Consider the following 18,078-nt stretch of genomic DNA (forward strand, 5'->3'; position numbering starts at 1 on the left):
CCTTTGCTTTGCGGGGTTCAGCCGGCGCGGCGCCGGAAGACCAGGCGGTTCGGTTCGGACGCATCGGCGTCGTAGGCATAGCCTTCCAGGTCGAACTGGCGCAGCTTGGCCGGCGTGGCGATGCGGTGGGTGATGGCGTAGCGGGCCATCAGGCCGCGGGCGCGCTTGGCGAAGAAGCTGACGACCTTGTAGCCGCCGGCCTTGTACTCCTCGAACACGCACTCGACGACCCGGGCCTGCAGGGCCTTGCGGTCCACGGCCTTGAAGTACTCCTGCGAGGCCAGGTTCACGACCACCGGGTGCTTGCTGCCGGCCAGTTCGCCGTCCAGGTACTCGGCCAGGCGCGGGCCCCAGAACTGGTAGAGGTTGCTACCGCGCGCGGTGGCCAGCGCCGTGCCCATCTCCAGCCGGTAGGGCTGCATGCGGTCCAGCGGGCGCAGCACGCCGTACAGGCCCGACAGGATGCGCAGGTGCTTCTGCGCCCAGCGCAGGTCATCCAACGGCATGGCGCGCGCATCCAGCCCGCCGTAGACGTCGCCATCGAAGGCCAGCACGGCCGCACGGGAGTTGCGCGCCGTGGACCGCGGGCTGTGGGCCTGGTAGCGCGCCACGTTGAGCGCAGACAGGGCGTCGCTCAGATCCATCAGCTCGGCGATCTGCTGCGGCGACTTCTCGCGCAGCACGCCGATGAGCTCGGCCGTCTGCTCGGCGAACAGCGGCTGGGTGGGCGAGACCGGCGTGGCGGGGGTCTCGTAGTCAAGCGACTTGGCGGGTGACAGCAGGAACAGCATGCGTGGCAGGAAAAGGTGCAGCCGGAAATTATCCGGCACGCACCAAAACCCTCAGCGCAGCGCCAGTGACAGCGTGTCGAACGGCGCCGTGATGCGCGTGGACCAGCGCTGCCCGGGGGCGATGGGCCAGGCGTCTGTCCAGGTGCCGGTGGTGACCACGTCGCCGGCTGCCAGCACGGGCGCGCCGGGGCAGGCCTGCAGTTCCAGCACGAAGTGCAGCAGCGCGTGCAGCGGGCCGTCCAGCACATGGGCGCCCAGGCCTTCGTCGACCAGGCGCTCGCCCTCGAACAGCTGCAGGCGCGCCGCGGCCAGCCGCGCATCGAGCGCCGCGCCGCTGTCGGCCAGCTGGCGCACCGGTGTGCGCCGCCCCACCAGCAGCCGCGCATGCAGGCCGCCATCGGCCACGGGCTCGGCCGCGCTCGCGAACTTCCAGGCACTGTGCGACTGCACCACCTCGAAGCTGGGCGCCAGCCAGTCGATGCTGGCGAAGAGCTGCTCCAGCGTGGCGCCGGCCGGCGGCGTGGCGGCCAGGCCGAACGCGATCTCGGGCTCGATGCGCGGGTGGACGGTGCCGGCCAGATCGACCTGGCCCTCGCCTTCGCAGAACTGCAGCGTGCTGTCCCAGACCGTGCCCCAGATCGGCGCATGGATGCCGTAGCGCGGCCAGATCGTGCGGTTGGTGAAGCCGACCTTGTAGCCACGCGGCTGCTCGCCACGTGCGCTGCGCAGGGCGCGCACGGCCAGCGCGCTCTGGTAGGCCGCAGCCAGGTCGGGCGCGATGCCGTGCTCGGCCGGCCAGGGCGCGGCGCTGTCGTAGTGCTGAAGCAGGGTCTGGGGATTCATCCCGGCGTCTCCGTGCGGTTGTACGGGTGCAGATGCCGCATTGTCGACGCCTGGGCCGCCTCCGCTGGGCCGATCCCCGCAAGCGGGGCCCCTCGTCCTGGCGCTCAAGCGGCCAAGCCCAGCAGCCGCATCGCATTGCCTTTCAAGATCCCCGGCATCACTTCAGGCTTGAATCCCGCTTCTTCCGAATCCTTGAGCCAGCGCTCCGGCGAGATCAGCGGCCAGTCGCTGGCGAACAGCACGCGGTCCTTGAGCAGGGTGTTGGCGTACTGGATCAGCTGCTTCGGAAAGTACTTGGGGCTCCAGCCCGAGAGGTCGATCCACACGTTGGGCTTGTGCGTGGCCACCGACAGCGCCTCGTCCTGCCACGGGAAGCTGGGGTGCGCCATGACGATCTGCATGTCCGGGAAATCGATCGCCACGTCGTCCAGGTGCATCGGGTTGCTGTACTCGAGCCGCAGGCCGCCGCCGCAGCGCATGCCCGAACCGATGCCGCTGTGGCCGGTGTGGAAGATGGCCGGCAGCTTGTGTTCGGCGATGACCTCGTAGATTGGCCAGGCCATCTTGTCGTAGGGGTGGAAGCCCTGCACCGTCGGGTGGAACTTGAAGCCCTTCACGCCGTGCTCCTCGACGAGCCGGCGCGCCTCGCGCGCACCCATCTTGCCCTTGTGCGGGTCGATGCTGGCAAACGCGATCATGATGTCGCTGTTCTTCTGCGCGGCCTCGGCGATCTCCTCGTTCGGGATGCGGCGCCGGCCCAGCTGCGACTCGGCGTCGACGCCGAACATCACGAAGCCGATCTTGCGCTCGCGGTAGTAGTCGATGCTCTCCTGGATCGTCGGCCGGCGGCTCGAGCGGAAGTACTTGTCGGCGGCGCGGTCGTACTCCTCGCCATAGTTGTCGAAGGGGTTCCAGCAGCTGATCTCGGCGTGCGTGTGGGTGTCGATGGCGATGAGGTTGGTGCAGTCCACGAAGGTCTCCGTCTAGGGGTAAGTACCAGCAATCCGGCGGTCGATTTTGCCTTGATTTGGTTATTTTTCATAACCATAATCGATCCATTCCCAGGACGCAATCATGAACCACCCCGACCTCTCCTTCGAACGCCAGGACGCCATCGCCATCGTGCGGCTGAACCGCGCCGCCAAGCGCAACGCGCTCAACGACGGGCTGATCCTCGCGCTGCGCGACACCTTCCAGAACCTGCCCGAAGGCGTGGGCGCGGTGGTCATCGGCGGTGCCGGCGAACACTTCTGCGCCGGGCTCGACCTGTCGGAACTGAAGGAGCGCAATGCCGGCCAGGGTGTGCTGCATTCGCGCATGTGGCACCAGGCGCTGGACTGCGTGCAGTCCGGCCCGGTGCCGGTGGTGGCGGCCCTGCACGGCGCCGTCGTCGGCGGCGGGCTGGAACTGGCCAGCGCCTGCCACATCCGCGTGGCCGACGAGAGCACCTTCTACGCGCTGCCCGAAGGCACGCGCGGCATCTTCGTCGGTGGCGGCGGCTCGGTGCGCATCCCCAAGCTGATCGGCGTGGCGCGCATGACCGACATGATGATGACCGGCCGCGTCTACAAGGCCGAAGAGGGCGAGCGCGCCGGCTTCGCGCAGTACCTGGTGCCGCAAGGCCAGGCTTTGCCCAAGGCCATCGAGCTCGCGCAGCGCATCGCCACCAACGCACCACTGACCAACTACGCCTTGATGCACGCCCTGCCCCGCATCGCCGAACAGCCCGCCGACCACGGCCTGTTCACCGAAGCGCTGATGGCTGGCATCGCCCAGGACGCACCGGAAGCCAAGGAACGCGTGCGCGCCTTCCTGGAAGGCCGCGCCGCCAAAGTCTCGAAAGACTGATTCCCCACCTTTTCGGAGGAAGACATGACGCAGATCGAAGCGGCTGCCGCCAGCAGCCAGGGCGCAGCCTTGCCCAAATACCGCGCGCTGGCCTTCGGCGTGACCCGCGCCAGCGTGCGCACCACCGCCGATGGCGTGCGCTACGTGCAGGCCGAGACGCCGCTGGCGCCCTACGCGCACCGCATGACCGACCGGTTGCTGCACTGGGCCGAGGCCGCGCCCGAGCGCAGCTTCATGGCGCAACGCGCCAGGCTGGCGGACGGCCAGCGCAGCGACTGGTTGCATGTCTCGTACCGCGAGATGCTGGCCAAGGCCCGCGCCATCGGCCAGGCCCTGCTGGCGCGCGGCCTGTCGGCCGAGCGGCCCGTGGCCATCCTCGCGGAGAACAGCCTGGACCACGCGCTCGTCGCCTTCGGCTGCCTGCTCGTCGGCATTCCGCACTGCCCCGTGTCGCCGCCGTATGCGCTGGTCAGCAAGGACTTCGAGAAGCTGCGCCATGTGATGGGCACGCTGACGCCGGGCCTGGTGTTCGCGAGCGACGCGCGCTATGCGGCGGCCATCGCCGCCACCGTGCCGGCCGAGGTGGAGGTGGTGCTGGGCGAAGGCGCGCTGCCGGGCCGCGCCAGCACGCCGCTGGCCGCGCTGCTGGCCACCGAAGCCACGCCCGCCGTGGACGAGGCCATGGCCCACATTCACCCGGGCACCATCACCAAGTTCCTGTTCACTTCGGGTTCCACCAAGAACCCCAAGGCCGTCATCAACACGCACCGCATGTGGTGCGCCAACCAGCAGCAGATGCGCCAATCCATCCCTGCGCTGGGCGAAGAGCCGCCCGTGCTGGTGGACTGGCTGCCCTGGAACCACACCTTCGGCGGCAACCACAACATCGGCATCGCGCTGGACAACGGCGGCACGCTCTACATCGACGAGGGCAAGCCCACGCCGGCCGGCATCGCCGAGACGCTGCGCAACCTGCGCGAGATCGCACCCACGGTCTACTTCAACGTGCCCACCGGCTTCGAGGCCATCGCCGACGCGATGGAGACCGACGCGGTGCTGCGCAGCAAGCTGCTGTCGCGCGCCCGCATGTTCTTCTATGCCGGCGCGGCGCTGCCGCAGGCCCTGTGGGACAAGCTCAACCGCATCCAGGAGGCCGAGATCGGCGAGCGCCTGGTGATGGGCACGGGCCTGGGCATGACCGAATCCGGCCCGTTCGCGCTGTACATCACGCGGCCGGAGGTGGCCACGGGCGACCTCGGGCTGCCGGCCGCGGGCATGGAGCTCAAGCTCGTGCCAACCGACGGCAAGACGGAGATCCGCTACCGCGGCCCCAACGTGACGCCGGGCTACTGGCGCATGCCCGACGCCACGCACGAGTCCTTCGACGAGGAAGGCTTCTTCTGCACCGGCGACGCCGTGGAGTGGATCGATGCGCAGAACCCGCACGTGGGCCTGCGCTTCGACGGGCGGATCGCCGAGGATTTCAAGCTGGCCACCGGCACCTTCGTGAGCGTGGGGCCGATGCGCGCAAAGATCACGGCCTACGGCGCACCCTATGTGCAGGACGCAGTGCTGACGGGCATCAACCTCAAGGAGGTCGGCGCGCTGATCTTCCCGACCCAGGCCGTGCGCGAGCTGGCCCGGCTGCCGGCCGATGCGCCCATGCAGGAGGTGGTGCAGCACCACGCGGTACAGGCGCACTTCCAGCACGTGCTGAACAAGCTCGCGGCCGACGCCACGGGCAGCGCCAACCGCATTGCGCGCGCCGTGCTGGTGGCCGAGCCGCCGTCCATCGACAAGGGCGAGGTGACGGACAAGGGCTCGATCAACCAGCGCGCCGTGCTCAAGCACCGCGACGCGGCCGTGCAGGCCCTGCACGGCGGCACCCTGCCCCATACCATCATTCCCCGTTGAGGACCGACACATGAAGATCCAAGCACAGGCCGCACTCGTCACGGGCGGCGCATCGGGACTGGGAGAAGCCACGGCCCGCGAACTGGCGCGCCTGGGCGCCAAGGTCGCGGTGCTGGACCGCAACCTCGAACGCGCGCAGCAGGTGGCGGCCGAGATCGGCGGCACGGCCCATGCCTGCGACATCACCGACACCGCGAGCGTGGAGGCCGCACTCGACGCAGCCGCCGCAGCGCACGGCCCCGCCCGCATCCTGATGAACGTGGCCGGCATCGGCTCGGCCAAGCGCATCGTGGGCAAGGACGGCCAGGCCGCGCCGCTCGAAGACTTCGCCAAGGTGATCCACGTCAACCTGATCGGCACCTACAACATCAGCCGGCTGTTCGCGGCACGCTGCGCCAGGCTCGATCCGCTGGACGGCCAGGATGGCGAAGGGCGCGGCGTGATGGTGTTCACCGCCTCGGTCGCGGCCTTCGACGGCCAGGTCGGCCAGCAGGCCTACAGCGCGTCCAAGGGCGGCTTGGTCGGCATGACGCTGCCAATGGCGCGCGATCTCGCCCAGCACGGCATCCGCGTCTGCACCGTGGCGCCAGGCATCTTCGCCACGCCCTTGCTGCTGGAGCTGCCCGAACCCGTGCAGTCTTCGCTGGCCGCTGCCATTCCGTTCCCGCCACGCCTGGGCAAGCCCTCGGAGTTCGCCGAACTGGCCTGCCACATCGTCACCAACGGCCACCTGAACGGCGAGGTCATCCGTCTGGATGGCGCGCTGCGCATGGCCCCGCGCTGATCCACCCTGCCGATTCACCCCGAGGAGACACCACCATGCAACACCGCCGCCATTTCCTGCAAGCCCTGGGCAGCGCCGCCGCCCTCGGCGCGCTGTCGCCGCTGTCCGCGCTCGCGCAGGCGCTGGACCAGGTCAAGATCATGTACGGCTTTCCGCCCGGCAGCGCTGGCGACAGCGTGGCCCGCCGCGTGGCCGAGAAGCTGGGCGGCACGCCCTACAGCAAGAACCCGGGCTATGTGGAGAACAAGCCCGGTGCGGGTGGCCGCATCGCCGTGGAATCGCTCAAGGCGGCCGTGGCCGACGGCTCGGTGCTGACGTTGGCGCCGGTCTCCGCGCTGGCCGTGTACCCGTACATCTACCCCAAGCTGAGCTACAAGCCCGAGGAGGTCACGCAGGTCTCCATCGGCGCCATCATGTTCCACGGCCTGGCCGTGGGCCCGGCCGTGCCGGCGGAGGTGAAGACGCTCAAGGACTTCCTGGCCTGGGCCAAGGCCAACCCCGACAAGGCCAGCTACGGCACACCGGGCGCAGGCTCCATGCCGCACCTGCTGGGCGCCCTGCTGGGCATCCGCGCAGCGGTGGACCTCAAGCACGTGCCCTACCGCGGCACCGTGCCCAGCATCACCGACCTGGTCGGCGGCCAGATCGCGGCGGCCATGAACCCCAGCGGCGACTACCTGCAGTACATGAAGAGCGGCCGCGTGCGCGTGCTGGCCACCTCGGGCAAGAAGCGCTCGCCCTTCCTGCCGGACGTGCCGACCTTCATCGAACTCGGCTACCCCGATGTGACCTCGGAGGAATGGTTCGGCTTCTACGCGCCGGCCAAGACACCGGCCGCCACCATCGCCGCCGCCAACGCCGCCATCACCACGGCGCTCAAGGACAAGACCGTCATCGACGCGCTGGCCATCGTCGGCCTGGTGGCGCACGGCAGCACTCCGCAGGAGATGGCGGCCGACCAGAAGGCAGAGTTCGAGCGCTGGGGTCCGCTCGTCAAGCAGATCGGCTTCACGGCCGAATCCTGACCCACCACCCATCCACTGGAGGAGACACACGATGACGAAGAACATCCACCGCCCCAAGCTGGCCCTGGCCGCCGCGCTGGCCCCGGCCCTGCTGCTGGGCGCCTGCGGCGGCTCGGGCGACGACGACCTGCCGCAGCTCTCGGCGGCGCAGGCCGGCACGCTGCAGTCCTGCACGGACCTGGCGGGCAAGATCGCTTTCGCGAACACCACCATCACGGCGGCCGAATCGATCGCTGCCGGCGCGCTCAAGATCGCCGGCAAGGACGTGGCCGAGCACTGCCGCGTCACCGGTCGCATGTACGAGCGCGTGAGCGCGGTGGACGGCCAGAGCTACGCCATCGGGTTCGAAATGCGCATGCCCAAGGCCTGGAACGGGCGCTTCTTCTACCAGGCCAATGGCGGCCTGGACGGCAGCATCGGCACCGCGGCCGGCGGCATCGGTGGTGGCGGACCGCTGGACAACGCGCTGAACAAGGGCTTCGCCGTGCTGAGCTCCGATGCGGGCCACGCCGGCACGCTCGGCCCCTTCTTCGGGCTGGATCCGCAAGCCCGGTTGGACTATGGCTACCAGGCCGTCGGCAAGCTCACGCCCATGGCCAAGAGCGCGATCCAGACCGCCTACGGCAAGGCCCCGGACCGCTCCTACCTGGGCGGTTGCTCCAACGGCGGGCGCCACGCCATGGTGGCCGCATCGCGCTATGCCGACCAGTACGACGGCATCATCGCCGGCAATCCCGGCACGCGGCTGCCACTGGCGGCCATCGCCAACATCAAGGGCGCCCAGGGCTATGCCGCGCTCGCCACCACGCCGGGCGACCTCGGCACCGGCTTCACGCAAACCGAACGCACGCTGGTCAGCCAGGCCGTGCTGGGCAAATGCGATGCGCTGGACGGCGCCACCGACGGGCTGGTGCAGGACACCGCGGCCTGCCAGACCGCGTTCGACCTGGCGCGCGACGTGCCGACCTGCAGCGGCGCGCGCGACGGCACCTGCCTGAGCGCGGCCCAGAAGACCACCATCGCGCAGCTGTTCAAGGGCGCCACCACGTCGACCGGCACGAAGATCTACACCAGCTTCCCGTACGACGCCGGCGTGCACACCGGCGGCTGGGCAGGGTGGAAGTTCAACAACTCGCTGAACCTGGATTCGGGTGCCGTGGCCTTCGTCTGGCAGGTGCCGCCAGAGGCGCGCGCCGGCTTCAACGGCCCCAACTTCACGCTGACCGGCAACGTGGACACCATGCTGGCCAGGATCCAGGCGACCGACGCCACCTACACCGAGAAAGCGCTGGCCTTCATGACGCCGCCCAACCCCGGCAAGCTGCCGGCGCTGAAGAACCGCGGTGCCAAGCTCATGGTCTACCACGGCACGTCGGACCCGATCTTCTCGAGCGACGATTCGGTGGGCTGGTACGACGCGCTGCGCCAGGACAATGACGGCGATGCCTCCAACTTCGCTCGCCTGTACCTGGTGCCCGGCATGAACCACTGCAGCGGCGGCCCGGCCACCGACCAGTTCGACATGGTGGCCGCGCTGGTGGACTGGGTCGAGAAGGGCGTGGCCCCGGACCGCATCGTCGCCAGCGCACGCGGTGCCGGCAATGCCGGCGGCGTGAACGCCGATGTGCCCGCGGGCTGGGCCGCCGACCGCAGCCGCCCGCTGTGCCCCTACCCCCAGGTCGCCCGCTACAACGGCAGCGGCAGCCTGGAACTCGCCAGCAGCTTCAGCTGCAAGTAAAGCCTCTCCCCGCACCGGACCGCCATGGACTACCTGCCCCGCCCCGACGACACCCGCTTTCTGCTGCACGAGGTGCTGGGCGCGGGGGAGCAGTGGCGCGCCCTGCCGGCCTTCGCCGAGGTGGACGATGCGCTGGCGGACCAGGTGCTGCAAGAAGCTGGCAAGTTCGTGGCCGAGGCCATCGCACCGCTGAACCGCGCGGGCGACGCCGTCGGTTGCCGCTTCGAAGCCGGCGCGGTCGCGGCACCGCCCGGCTTCCGTGCCGCCTACCAGGCGTTTTGGCAGGCCGGCTGGCCGGCACTGTCGGCCGATGCAGCCCATGGCGGCCAGGGCCTGCCGGCCGTGCTCGAGGCGGTGCTGTACGAATGGCTGTCGGCCGCCAACCAGGGCTTCACGATGGCGCCGGGCCTGCTGCACGGCGCCTACGAGTGCCTCAAGCACCACGGCAGCCCGGAACTCCGCGAACGCTACCTGGCCAAGCTCGCCACCGGCGAATGGCTGGCCACCATGTGCCTGACCGAAGCGCATGCCGGCAGCGACCTGGGCCTGGTGCGCACCCGGGCCGTGCCGCGAGCCGACGGCACGCTGCGTGTGGACGGCAGCAAGATCTTCATCTCCGGCGGCGAGCACGACCTGGCGGACAACATCGTGCACCTGGTGCTGTGCCGGCTGCCCGATGCACCACCCGGCCCCAAGGGTTTGTCGCTGGCGCTGGTGCCCAAGCTGCTGGAAGGCGGCGCGCGCAATGCGGTGTTTTGCGAGCGCATCGAGGAGAAGATGGGGCTGCACGGCAGCCCCACTTGCGCGATGCGCTTCGACGAGGCGACGGGCTGGCTGATCGGCGAGGCCGGCCGCGGCCTCGCCGCCATGTTCGTGATGATGAACGCGGCCCGGCTGCATGTGGCGCTGCAAGGCATCGGCATGCTGGATGCGGCCTGGCAGAAGGCGCATGCCTACGCGGCGGAGCGCCGGCAGATGCGCGCGCCGGGCGCCCAGGGCACGGAACCCAGCCCGATCGCCGAACACCCGGCCATCGCGCGGATCCTGGACACCCAGCGCGCCTGGATCGACGGCGCGCGCCTGCTGGCCTACCGCACCGGCCTGCGACTGGACCTGGCCCGCCATGCCGAGGATCCCAAGGCCCGGGCCGCAGCCCAGCGCTGGTGCGCGCTGGCCACGCCCGTGCTCAAGGCGGCCTGCACGCAGCAGGGCTTCGAGGGCGCGAGCGCCTGCCTGCAGGTGTTCGGCGGCCACGGCTACGTGCGGGAATGGGGCATCGAGCAGCATGTGCGCGATGTGCGCGTGGCCATGCTCTACGAGGGCACGAACGAGATCCAGGCCATCGACCTGCTGGTGCGCAAGGTGCTGCCCGACGCTGGCGCCGATTTCTCGGCCCTGCTGCTGGAACTGCGCGACGAGCTCGACGCCGCGCGCGAAGCCGACGCGGACGCCCAGCGCCGCCTGGCCCAGCTGCGCTACTTGGCCACCAGCGTGGCGCTGGCCTCCCAGGCCCGGCCGCGGCTGGCCTACGAGGTGGCGGACGATTTCCTGCGCGTGACCGCGCTGGCCCTGCTGGCCTGGGCCTGGGCGCGCATCGCGGCGCAGGCGCCGGACGATGTGCGCTGGAGCCAGCCCGCCGCCGCGTTCCGGCGCTGGGTGCTGCCCGAATTCGACATGCGGCTGGCCATGGTCAAGCAGGCGGCGCAGGCCGTGGCCCAGGCGGCTGCGGGTTGAACGCCACAATCGCCCGCATGGCCCGCGCACGCAAGACCTCCGCACCCCCTGCCCCCACGAACGCCGAGCCGCTGGACACCAGCGTGCTCGAAGGCCTGATCGGCTACAACGCGCGCCGTGCCGCGATCGCCATCGGCGGCGTGTTTTTCGAACGCATGGCGCCCTACGGGCTCACGCAGGCCGATTTCTCGGTGCTGGCGCTGCTTGCGCACAACCCCGGTGCGACCTCGCGCCAGCTCTGCGCCACGCTGGACATCCTGCCGCCCAACTTCGTGAACCTGATCGCCGCGCTGGACCGGCGTGGCCTCATCGAACGCCGGCCCCACCCGCGCGATGGCCGCGCCGTCGGCCTGCACCTCACCGAGGCCGGCCATGCGCTCGCGCAGGAGACCGAGAAGGTCGTCGTGGAACTGGAGAACGAACTGGCCGGCCGCCTCACCGAGCGAGAACGCACGACCGTGCAGCGGCTGCTGCAGAAGTTCTACCTGCGCGCCGAGCGCTGAGCGCCGAGCGCTGGCTCAGTCGCCGATCACGCCGCAGGCGATGCGCCCACCGCCACCACCGAGCGGGGCCGGATGGTCGGCGTGGTTGTCGCCGCCCGCATGCACCATCAGCGCGCGCCTGCGCACATCGGCGAGCTTGAGGCGCGGACCCAGCACGGGTGCGGTGGCGCTGCCGTCGGCCGCGACGAACAAGGGCGGCAGATCGCCCAGGTGGCCATCGCCCCAGGGCTCGCCGTGCTTCTTGGTGCCCGCAGGGTCGAGGTGCCCGCCAGCGCCGCCCGCCGGCACGGCATTGCCGGCGTTCTCGGTGGGCGCGCACGAGGGGTTCTCGTGCACATGGAAGCCGTGCAGGCCCGGCGGCAGGCCCTTGAGCGTGGGGTAGAAGGCCAGGCCGTACGCGGTCTCGACGATGCGGACCGTGCCCACATCGGCGCCCGGGCCCTGTTTCTCGGCGATGCCGAGCGGCACCGTGATCTCGGCGGCGATGGCCGTCGAAGCGGCCACCAGCGCGCCGGCGGCAAGCAGCATGGGTTTCATCATCATCAAATCTCCGGGGTCGTCACGTTGAAGAAGAATGGCCGAGCGGCGGCGCCCGCCCTGCGCGGCCTGCGCAAGTGCTGCGACAGCGCCGCCTGGCTGGCGGCATGGTACCCATGCGCTGCAGCCCCGCACGCAGCCTGCATCGTGCATCCGCTGGATGCCGGAACCGGCCGGCCTGGCCTGGCAGACAGCCTCTAAAATCCGCGCCTTCGCGTTCTCGCCCCGCAGCGCCCTTGCAGGGCACGCCTCCCGTCTGGATTCCCATGAGCGACACCCCCGAACAACCCGGCCTGGCCGAACTGTCCAAGTCCTTTGAACCCGCCGCCATCGAGGCGCATTGGGGCCCCGAGTGGGAACGCCGTGGCCTTGGCGCCGCGGGCGTGCGCGGCACCGGCGTGCCGGATGCGAAAGCCCCCTCCTTCGCGATCCAGCTGCCACCGCCCAACGTCACGGGCACGCTGCACATGGGCCATGCCTTCAACCAGACCATCATGGATGCGCTGACGCGCTACCACCGCATGGCCGGGTTCAACACGGCCTGGGTGCCCGGCACCGACCACGCCGGCATCGCCACGCAGATCGTGGTGGAGCGCCAGCTGCAGGAGCAGGGCATCAGCCGCCACGACCTGGGCCGCGCCCAGTTCACGGCCAAGGTCTGGGAGTGGAAGCACCAGTCCGGCAACACCATCACCACGCAGATGCGCCGCATGGGCGACAGCGTGGACTGGAGCCGCGAGTACTTCACGATGGACGACAAGCTCTCGAAGGTGGTGACCGATACCTTCGTGAAGCTGTACCAGCAGGGCCTGATCTACCGCGGCAAGCGGCTGGTGAACTGGGACCCCAAGCTGCAGTCCGCCGTGTCCGACCTGGAGGTCGAGAGCGAGGAGAAGGACGGCTCGCTCTGGCACATCGCCTACCCGCTGGCCGATGGATCGGGCAGCCTGACCGTGGCGACGACGCGGCCCGAGACCATGCTGGGCGACGTGGCCGTGATGGTGCACCCCGAGGACGAGCGCTACACCCACCTGATCGGCAAGACCGTGGTGTTGCCGCTGGTGGGCCGCGAGATCCCCGTCATCGCCGACGACTACGTCGACAAGGCCTTCGGCACCGGCGTGGTCAAGGTCACGCCCGCGCACGATGTGAACGACTACGCCGTGGGCCAGCGCCACAAGCTGCCGATGATCTGCGTGCTGACGCTGCAGGCCACCATCAACGACGAGGCGCCAGAGAAGTACCGCGGCCTGAACCGCTTCGTGGCACGCAAGGCCATCGTGGCCGACCTGGACGCCATCGGCGCACTGGTCGAGACCAAGAAGCACAAACTCACGGTGCCGATCTGCACGCGCACGGGCGAGGTGGTCGAGCCGATGCTGACCGACCAGTGGTTCGTGGCCATGACCAAGGTGTCGGAACAGGACCCGACGGGCAAGAGCATCGCGCAAAAGGCCATCGACGCCGTCAAGAGCGGCGAGGTGCGCTTCGTGCCGGAGAACTGGGTCAACACCTACGACCAGTGGATGGGCAACATCCAGGACTGGTGCATCAGCCGCCAGCTCTGGTGGGGCCACCAGATTCCCGCCTGGTACGACGAGGACGGCAAGGTCTACGTGGCCACGAGCGAGGCCGAAGCGCAGGCCCAGGCACCGGGTAAAACGCTGCGCCGCGACGAGGACGTGCTGGACACCTGGTACTCCTCGGCCCTGGTGCCGTTCAGCACCATGGGCTGGCCCGCGCAGACCGACGCTCCCACCGACGACTACAACCTGTACCTGCCTTCCACCGTGCTGGTGACGGGCTACGACATCATCTTCTTCTGGGTCGCCCGGATGATCATGATGACGACGCACTTCACGGGCCGCGTGCCGTTCAAGCACGTCTACATCCACGGCCTGGTGCGCGACGCGCAGGGCAAGAAGATGAGCAAGTCCGAGGGCAACGTGCTCGATCCGGTGGACCTGATCGACGGCATCGCGCTCGCCCCGCTGCTGGACAAGCGCACCACCGGCCTGCGCAAGCCCGAGACCGCGCCCCAGGTGCGCAAGAACACCGAGAAGGAGTTTCCCGAGGGGATCCCGGCCTACGGCGCGGACGCGTTGCGCTTCACCTTCGCGGCGCTGGCCTCGCTGGGCCGCAGCATCAACTTCGACAGCAAGCGCTGCGAGGGCTACCGCAACTTCTGTAACAAGCTCTGGAACGCGACGCGCTTCGTGCTGATGCACTGTGAAGGGCGCGACTGCGGCCTGGCCGAGCACACGAAGGAGCAGTGCCAGCCCGGCGGCGAGTTCCACGGCTACATGCACTTCAGCCAGGCCGACCGCTGGATCAGCTCGGTGCTGCAGCAGGTCGAGGCCGAGATCGCCAAGGGCTTCGCCGAGTACCGCCTGGACAACGTGGCCAACGCGCTCTACGACTTCGTCTGGAACCAGTTCTGCGACTGGTACCTGGAGATCGCCAAGGTGCAGATCCAGAACGGCGGCGAGGCCGAGCAGCGCGCCACGCGGCGCACGCTGATCCGCACGCTCGAGGCCATCCTGCGGCTGGCGCACCCCATCATCCCGTTCATCACCGAAGCGCTGTGGCAGAAGGTCGCGCCCGTGGCCGGCCTGCCCGGCCCCTCGGTCAGCGTGGCGAAGTATCCGCAGGCGCAGCCGGCCAAGATCGACGAGGCGGCCATCGCCCATGTGGCCAGGCTGCGCTCGGTGGTCGACGCCTGCCGCAACCTGCGTGGCGAGATGAACGTCTCGCCGGCCACCAGGATGCCGCTCTACGTGGTGGGCGATGCCGAGTTCATGCGCGGCGCTGCGCCGGTGCTGCAGGCGTTGGCCAAGCTGGCCGAGGTCAAGGTGTTCGACGACGAAGCCGCCTGGCAGGCGGCAGCCCAGTCCGCCCCCGTGGCGGTCGTGGGCGAGGCCCGGCTGGCGCTGTACGTGGAGGTCGATGTGGCGGCCGAGAAGGCCCGCCTGGGCAAGGAAGCGGCACGCATCGAGGGCGAGATCGCCAAGGCCAGCGCCAAGCTGTCCAACGAGGCCTTCGTGGCCAAGGCACCGCCGGCCGTCATCCAACAAGAGCAAAAACGCGTGGCCGAGTTCTCCGCCACGTTACAGAGGCTTCACGCGCAACTTGTACGATTGGGCTGACAGCAGCCGACCGCTTTGGATGGCATATGCCTTGCTTCCATTTGCGGTACGCTGCCGTGCTTTTTTTGGCTTCCCAATCCTCCTTAGAAAGAGATTCGCATCACCATGTCCAGCTACCAGAAGACCGTCACCAAAGCCGTTTTCCCCGTCGCGGGTCTCGGCACGCGTTTCCTGCCCGCAACCAAGGCCCAGCCCAAGGAAATGCTGCCGGTGGTGGACAAGCCGCTGATCCAGTATGCGGTCGAGGAAGCCTACGCAGCCGGCATCCGCCAGATGATCTTCGTGACCGGGCGTAACAAGCGTGCCATCGAAGACCACTTCGACACCGCCTACGAACTCGAAAGCGAATTGGAAACCGCCGGCAAGAAGGAATTGCTGGCCCTGGTGCGCTCGGTCGCGCCGGACGACATGAACTGCTCTTTCGTGCGCCAGCCGCGCTCGCTGGGCCTGGGCCATGCCGTGCTGTGCGCCGAACACCTGGTCGGCAACGAGCCCTTCGGCGTGCTGCTGGCCGACGATTTGATGATTGGGCCGACCGGCGGCACGCCTGTGCTGGCGCAGATGACGGATGCGTTCAGCCGCCTGGGCACCTCGCTGCTGGCGGTACAGGAAGTGCCGCTGGAGCAGGTGCGCCGTTACGGCATCGTGGCCGGCGAGAAGATCACCAACATCGAAGGCGGCCGCCTCACCCGCGTGAGCCACATGGTGGAGAAGCCGGCGCCTGAATCCGCCCCTTCGCGCATGGGCGTGGCAGGGCGCTACATCCTGACGCCTGCCGTCTTCGGACACATCCGCAACCAGGAGCGCGGCGCCGGTGGTGAGATCCAGCTGACCGACGGCATCGCCGGCCTGCTGAACACCGAAATCGTGCATGCCTTCGAGTACGAGGGCAAGCGCTTCGACTGCGGCAGCAAGCATGGCTTCCTGGAAGCCACGGTGGAGCTGGCCCTGCAGCACCCGGAAGTCAGCAAGGGCTTCCGCGAGTACCTGAAGTCCCTCTCGATCTGAGGCTTGCGACCGGCGCCCGGACCGGGGCGCCGGGCCTCAGCGCCGACGCAGCACGTGGATGAATTCGGTGCCGACGGTGCTCTGCTGCACCAGTTCGTTGCCTGTCTGCTTGGCGAAGGCCTGGAAGTCGCGCATCGAGCCCGGATCGGTGGCCACCACGCGCAGGAGCTTGCCGCTGTCCATGTCGCTCAACGCCTTCTTGGCCTTGAGGATGGGCAGCGGGCAGTTCAGGCCGCGGGTATCGATTTCCTTGTCGATGCTGATGTCGTTGTCCATGGGGCTCCTCGAAATGCGGCGGATTCTAGTCAGCGCTCCAGGTACTGCGGCGTGATGCCGCGCGAGAGCAGCCACTTCGCCAAGGCCTGGCCGGTGCCCGCGCGCCAGCACTTCACATCCTCCAGCGCATAGAGCCGGTAGTCCACGAGCTCGGGCGACAGGCGCACCTCGCCATGCGCCTGCGCGTGGTAGGCGATGATGACCTGGTTCATGCGCTGGAAGTCGTAGACGCCGACCAGGTCCAGCGCACTCACTTCCAACGCGGTTTCCTCCTGGATCTCACGGCGGATGCCCTCCTCGGGCGACTCGCCGGCCTCCATGAAGCCCGTGATCAGCGCGTACATCTTGCCGGGCCAGGCGGCATTGCGTGCCAGCAGCACCTTGCCCTCGTACTCGATGATGGCGGCCAGCACGGGCGTCGGGTTGTTCCAGTGGGTGTAACCGCAGGAGACGCAGCGCAGGCGTTCCTTGGCACCACCGTCTTCCAGCGAGGTGATCCACTCCAATGCGTTGGCGCACTGGGGGCAAAACTTGAAGTCCGCCATGCTTATCCTTGAATACCTTGCGCTTCGCGCAACGATGCTGACCGCCTTCGGGCGGCCGGGCGGCGATCAGGCCGGAAACACGCCGGTGGACAGGTAGCGGTCGCCCCGGTCGCAGACCACGAACACGATGGTCGCGTTCTGCTCGCGCTGCGCGATCTGCTGGGCGACCCAGCAGGCGCCGGCGGCCGAGATGCCCGCGAAGATGCCCTCCTCGCGCGCCAGGCGCCGGCACATCTCCTCGGCGTCGTCCTGGCTCACGTTGACCGTCTCGTCGACGCGCGAAGGGTCGTAGATCTTGGGCAGGTACTCCTGCGGCCACTTGCGGATGCCGGGGATGCGCGAGCCCTCGCTGGGCTGGGCGCCGATGACCTGGACCGCCGGGTTCTTCTCCTTGAGGAAGCGCGACACGCCCGTGATCGTGCCCGTCGTACCCATGGCGCTCACGAAATGCGTGATGCGGCCCTGCGTGGCCTCCCACAGTTCGGGCCCCGTGGTCTCGTAGTGGATGCGCGGGTTGTCGGCGTTGGCGAACTGGTCGAGCACGCGACCCTTGCCATCGCGCTGCATCTGCTCGGCCAGGTCGCGCGCGTATTCCATGCCGCCGCTCTTGGGTGTCAGCAGCAGCTCGGCGCCGAAGGCCTTCATGGTCTGCGCACGTTCAATCGAGAGATCCTCCGGCATGATCAGCACCATGCGGTAGCCCTTGATCGCCGCGGCCATCGCCAGCGCGATGCCGGTGTTGCCCGAGGTCGCTTCGATCAGCGTATCGCCGGGCTTGATGTCGCCGCGCTCCTCGGCACGCCGGATCATGGACACCGCGGGCCGGTCCTTCACCGAGCCGGCCGGGTTGTTGCCCTCGAGCTTGCCCAGCACCACATTGCCGCGCGCCTCGTTGTCCGCAGCGCCGATGCGCTGCAATGCCACGAGCGGCGTTCGGCCGATGGCATCTTCAATCGTCGGGTATTGCATGTCTGCACTGTGCCATAATTTCAGGCTGCCCATGGCGGCTATGCCCGGGTGGTGAAATTGGTAGACGCAGGGGACTCAAAATCCCCCACCGAAAGGTGTGCCGGTTCGATTCCGGCCCCGGGCACCATCGCTTTCGTTCAAGGCGATTCACCACGTCTCAAAGTCCCTTGAAATCACGGACTTAGCAGAGAAAAGATGGTTCAAGCGGCTCCAGCCGCTTCTTCAGGTCCCCCGTTTGCGTGTCCCAGAAGTGTTCCCAGACTGAGGTTTTCGCCGACTTCAGCCTCCGGGGACACCCATGGGATCGCTCACCGATCCAAAGATTAGGACCGCCGCAGCCAGCGGCAAAGAAGTACTCCCTCGCCCAGCCTTGAGGCCGTCGTCGCGTCACGAGCCCATGGCACAGACGCGCAGTAC

16 protein-coding genes and 1 tRNA gene are annotated in these 18,078 nt (G+C 68.8%); 10 read left to right on the top strand and 7 right to left on the bottom strand.

All coding sequences use genetic code 11. The annotated features are described in order from the left end of the window. Positions 1–17: 17 nt before the first annotated feature. From yaaA to DES41_RS00645, 3 genes are all read right to left on the bottom strand, one after another. On the bottom strand, positions 18–791 hold the full coding sequence (yaaA, locus tag DES41_RS00635; RefSeq protein ID WP_114464987.1) for a peroxide stress protein YaaA: 774 nt from the start codon (positions 789–791) through the stop codon (positions 18–20). A gap of 51 nt (positions 792–842) precedes the next feature. After that, entirely contained in the window at positions 843–1,634 is a 792-nt protein-coding gene (locus DES41_RS00640) for a 2-keto-4-pentenoate hydratase (protein WP_114464989.1), read from the bottom strand. A 104-nt stretch (positions 1,635–1,738) separates the two neighbouring features. Beyond that, positions 1,739–2,605 carry an amidohydrolase family protein gene (locus tag DES41_RS00645; RefSeq protein WP_114464991.1) on the bottom strand — a complete coding sequence of 289 codons (867 nt, stop codon included), beginning with the start codon at positions 2,603–2,605 and terminating at the stop codon, positions 1,739–1,741. Positions 2,606–2,708: 103 nt separating this feature from the next. Between DES41_RS00645 and DES41_RS00650 the strand changes: the two genes are divergently transcribed. Genes DES41_RS00650 through DES41_RS00680 form a run of 7 tightly spaced genes read left to right on the top strand, consistent with a single transcriptional unit; the run spans position 2,709 to position 11,180 of the window. Further along, positions 2,709–3,482, top strand: a complete 774-nt coding sequence (locus tag DES41_RS00650) for a crotonase/enoyl-CoA hydratase family protein (protein WP_114464993.1) — start codon at positions 2,709–2,711, stop codon at positions 3,480–3,482. Between the two features lie 24 nt (positions 3,483–3,506). Next, positions 3,507–5,396: a feruloyl-CoA synthase gene (locus DES41_RS00655; RefSeq protein WP_114464995.1), complete on the top strand. Its 1,890-nt coding sequence runs from the start codon at positions 3,507–3,509 to the stop codon at positions 5,394–5,396. 10 nt (positions 5,397–5,406) lie between these two features. After that, positions 5,407–6,180 (top strand): SDR family NAD(P)-dependent oxidoreductase, encoded by a 774-nt coding sequence (locus DES41_RS00660; RefSeq protein ID WP_114464996.1) that lies wholly within the window; start codon positions 5,407–5,409, stop codon positions 6,178–6,180. A 35-nt stretch (positions 6,181–6,215) separates the two neighbouring features. After that, entirely contained in the window at positions 6,216–7,205 is a 990-nt protein-coding gene (locus DES41_RS00665; RefSeq protein ID WP_114464998.1) for a tripartite tricarboxylate transporter substrate-binding protein, read from the top strand. Positions 7,206–7,236: 31 nt separating this feature from the next. Further along, a complete protein-coding gene (locus DES41_RS00670; RefSeq protein WP_114465000.1) occupies positions 7,237–8,943 on the top strand; it encodes a tannase/feruloyl esterase family alpha/beta hydrolase in 1,707 nt (568 codons plus the stop codon). A gap of 24 nt (positions 8,944–8,967) precedes the next feature. Next, the gene (locus DES41_RS00675) at positions 8,968–10,677 is read left to right on the top strand and encodes an acyl-CoA dehydrogenase family protein (RefSeq protein ID WP_114465002.1); all 1,710 of its coding nucleotides are present in this window, start codon (positions 8,968–8,970) and stop codon (positions 10,675–10,677) included. A gap of 17 nt (positions 10,678–10,694) precedes the next feature. Then, positions 10,695–11,180 carry a MarR family winged helix-turn-helix transcriptional regulator gene (locus DES41_RS00680; protein ID WP_114465004.1) on the top strand — a complete coding sequence of 162 codons (486 nt, stop codon included), beginning with the start codon at positions 10,695–10,697 and terminating at the stop codon, positions 11,178–11,180. A gap of 15 nt (positions 11,181–11,195) precedes the next feature. On the opposite strand, the gene sodC is transcribed toward DES41_RS00680, so the two are convergent. After that, entirely contained in the window at positions 11,196–11,717 is a 522-nt protein-coding gene (gene sodC, locus DES41_RS00685; RefSeq protein ID WP_114466763.1) for a superoxide dismutase family protein, read from the bottom strand. Between the two features lie 266 nt (positions 11,718–11,983). Here sodC and DES41_RS00690 point away from each other — a divergent pair, with 266 nt between their 5' ends. Both DES41_RS00690 and galU read left to right on the top strand, forming a co-directional pair. After that, positions 11,984–14,863, top strand: a complete 2,880-nt coding sequence (locus tag DES41_RS00690) for a valine--tRNA ligase (protein ID WP_114465006.1) — start codon at positions 11,984–11,986, stop codon at positions 14,861–14,863. 105 nt (positions 14,864–14,968) lie between these two features. After that, a complete protein-coding gene (galU, locus tag DES41_RS00695; protein WP_114465008.1) occupies positions 14,969–15,871 on the top strand; it encodes a UTP--glucose-1-phosphate uridylyltransferase GalU in 903 nt (300 codons plus the stop codon). A gap of 36 nt (positions 15,872–15,907) precedes the next feature. Here the strand turns inward: galU and DES41_RS00700 are convergent, their stop codons facing one another. The 3 genes from DES41_RS00700 to cysM form a co-directional block, all read right to left on the bottom strand. Beyond that, positions 15,908–16,135 carry a sulfurtransferase TusA family protein gene (locus DES41_RS00700; RefSeq protein ID WP_056661115.1) on the bottom strand — a complete coding sequence of 76 codons (228 nt, stop codon included), beginning with the start codon at positions 16,133–16,135 and terminating at the stop codon, positions 15,908–15,910. Positions 16,136–16,176: 41 nt separating this feature from the next. After that, entirely contained in the window at positions 16,177–16,692 is a 516-nt protein-coding gene (locus DES41_RS00705; protein ID WP_114465010.1) for an NUDIX hydrolase, read from the bottom strand. Positions 16,693–16,758: 66 nt separating this feature from the next. Next, positions 16,759–17,661: a cysteine synthase CysM gene (gene cysM, locus DES41_RS00710; RefSeq protein ID WP_114465011.1), complete on the bottom strand. Its 903-nt coding sequence runs from the start codon at positions 17,659–17,661 to the stop codon at positions 16,759–16,761. Between the two features lie 42 nt (positions 17,662–17,703). Here cysM and DES41_RS00715 point away from each other — a divergent pair. After that, positions 17,704–17,788: transfer RNA gene (locus DES41_RS00715), tRNA-Leu, on the top strand. Positions 17,789–18,078 lie beyond the last annotated feature (290 nt).

This window comes from Pseudorhodoferax soli, assembly GCF_003337555.1.
Classification (GTDB): Bacteria; Pseudomonadota; Gammaproteobacteria; order Burkholderiales; family Burkholderiaceae_C; genus Pseudorhodoferax; species Pseudorhodoferax soli.

Coding starts and splice junctions, on each gene's coding strand:
- DES41_RS00660 (WP_114464996.1), top strand. CDS start 5,407: ATGAAGATCCAAGCACAGGCCGCACTCGTCACGGGCGGCGCATCGGGA.
- DES41_RS00675 (WP_114465002.1), top strand. CDS start 8,968: ATGGACTACCTGCCCCGCCCCGACGACACCCGCTTTCTGCTGCACGAG.
- DES41_RS00650 (WP_114464993.1), top strand. CDS start 2,709: ATGAACCACCCCGACCTCTCCTTCGAACGCCAGGACGCCATCGCCATC.
- DES41_RS00670 (WP_114465000.1), top strand. CDS start 7,237: ATGACGAAGAACATCCACCGCCCCAAGCTGGCCCTGGCCGCCGCGCTG.
- DES41_RS00655 (WP_114464995.1), top strand. CDS start 3,507: ATGACGCAGATCGAAGCGGCTGCCGCCAGCAGCCAGGGCGCAGCCTTG.
- cysM (WP_114465011.1), bottom strand. CDS start 17,661: ATGCAATACCCGACGATTGAAGATGCCATCGGCCGAACGCCGCTCGTG.
- galU (WP_114465008.1), top strand. CDS start 14,969: ATGTCCAGCTACCAGAAGACCGTCACCAAAGCCGTTTTCCCCGTCGCG.
- DES41_RS00690 (WP_114465006.1), top strand. CDS start 11,984: ATGAGCGACACCCCCGAACAACCCGGCCTGGCCGAACTGTCCAAGTCC.
- yaaA (WP_114464987.1), bottom strand. CDS start 791: ATGCTGTTCCTGCTGTCACCCGCCAAGTCGCTTGACTACGAGACCCCC.
- sodC (WP_114466763.1), bottom strand. CDS start 11,717: ATGAAACCCATGCTGCTTGCCGCCGGCGCGCTGGTGGCCGCTTCGACG.
- DES41_RS00680 (WP_114465004.1), top strand. CDS start 10,695: ATGGCCCGCGCACGCAAGACCTCCGCACCCCCTGCCCCCACGAACGCC.
- DES41_RS00665 (WP_114464998.1), top strand. CDS start 6,216: ATGCAACACCGCCGCCATTTCCTGCAAGCCCTGGGCAGCGCCGCCGCC.
- DES41_RS00640 (WP_114464989.1), bottom strand. CDS start 1,634: ATGAATCCCCAGACCCTGCTTCAGCACTACGACAGCGCCGCGCCCTGG.
- DES41_RS00705 (WP_114465010.1), bottom strand. CDS start 16,692: ATGGCGGACTTCAAGTTTTGCCCCCAGTGCGCCAACGCATTGGAGTGG.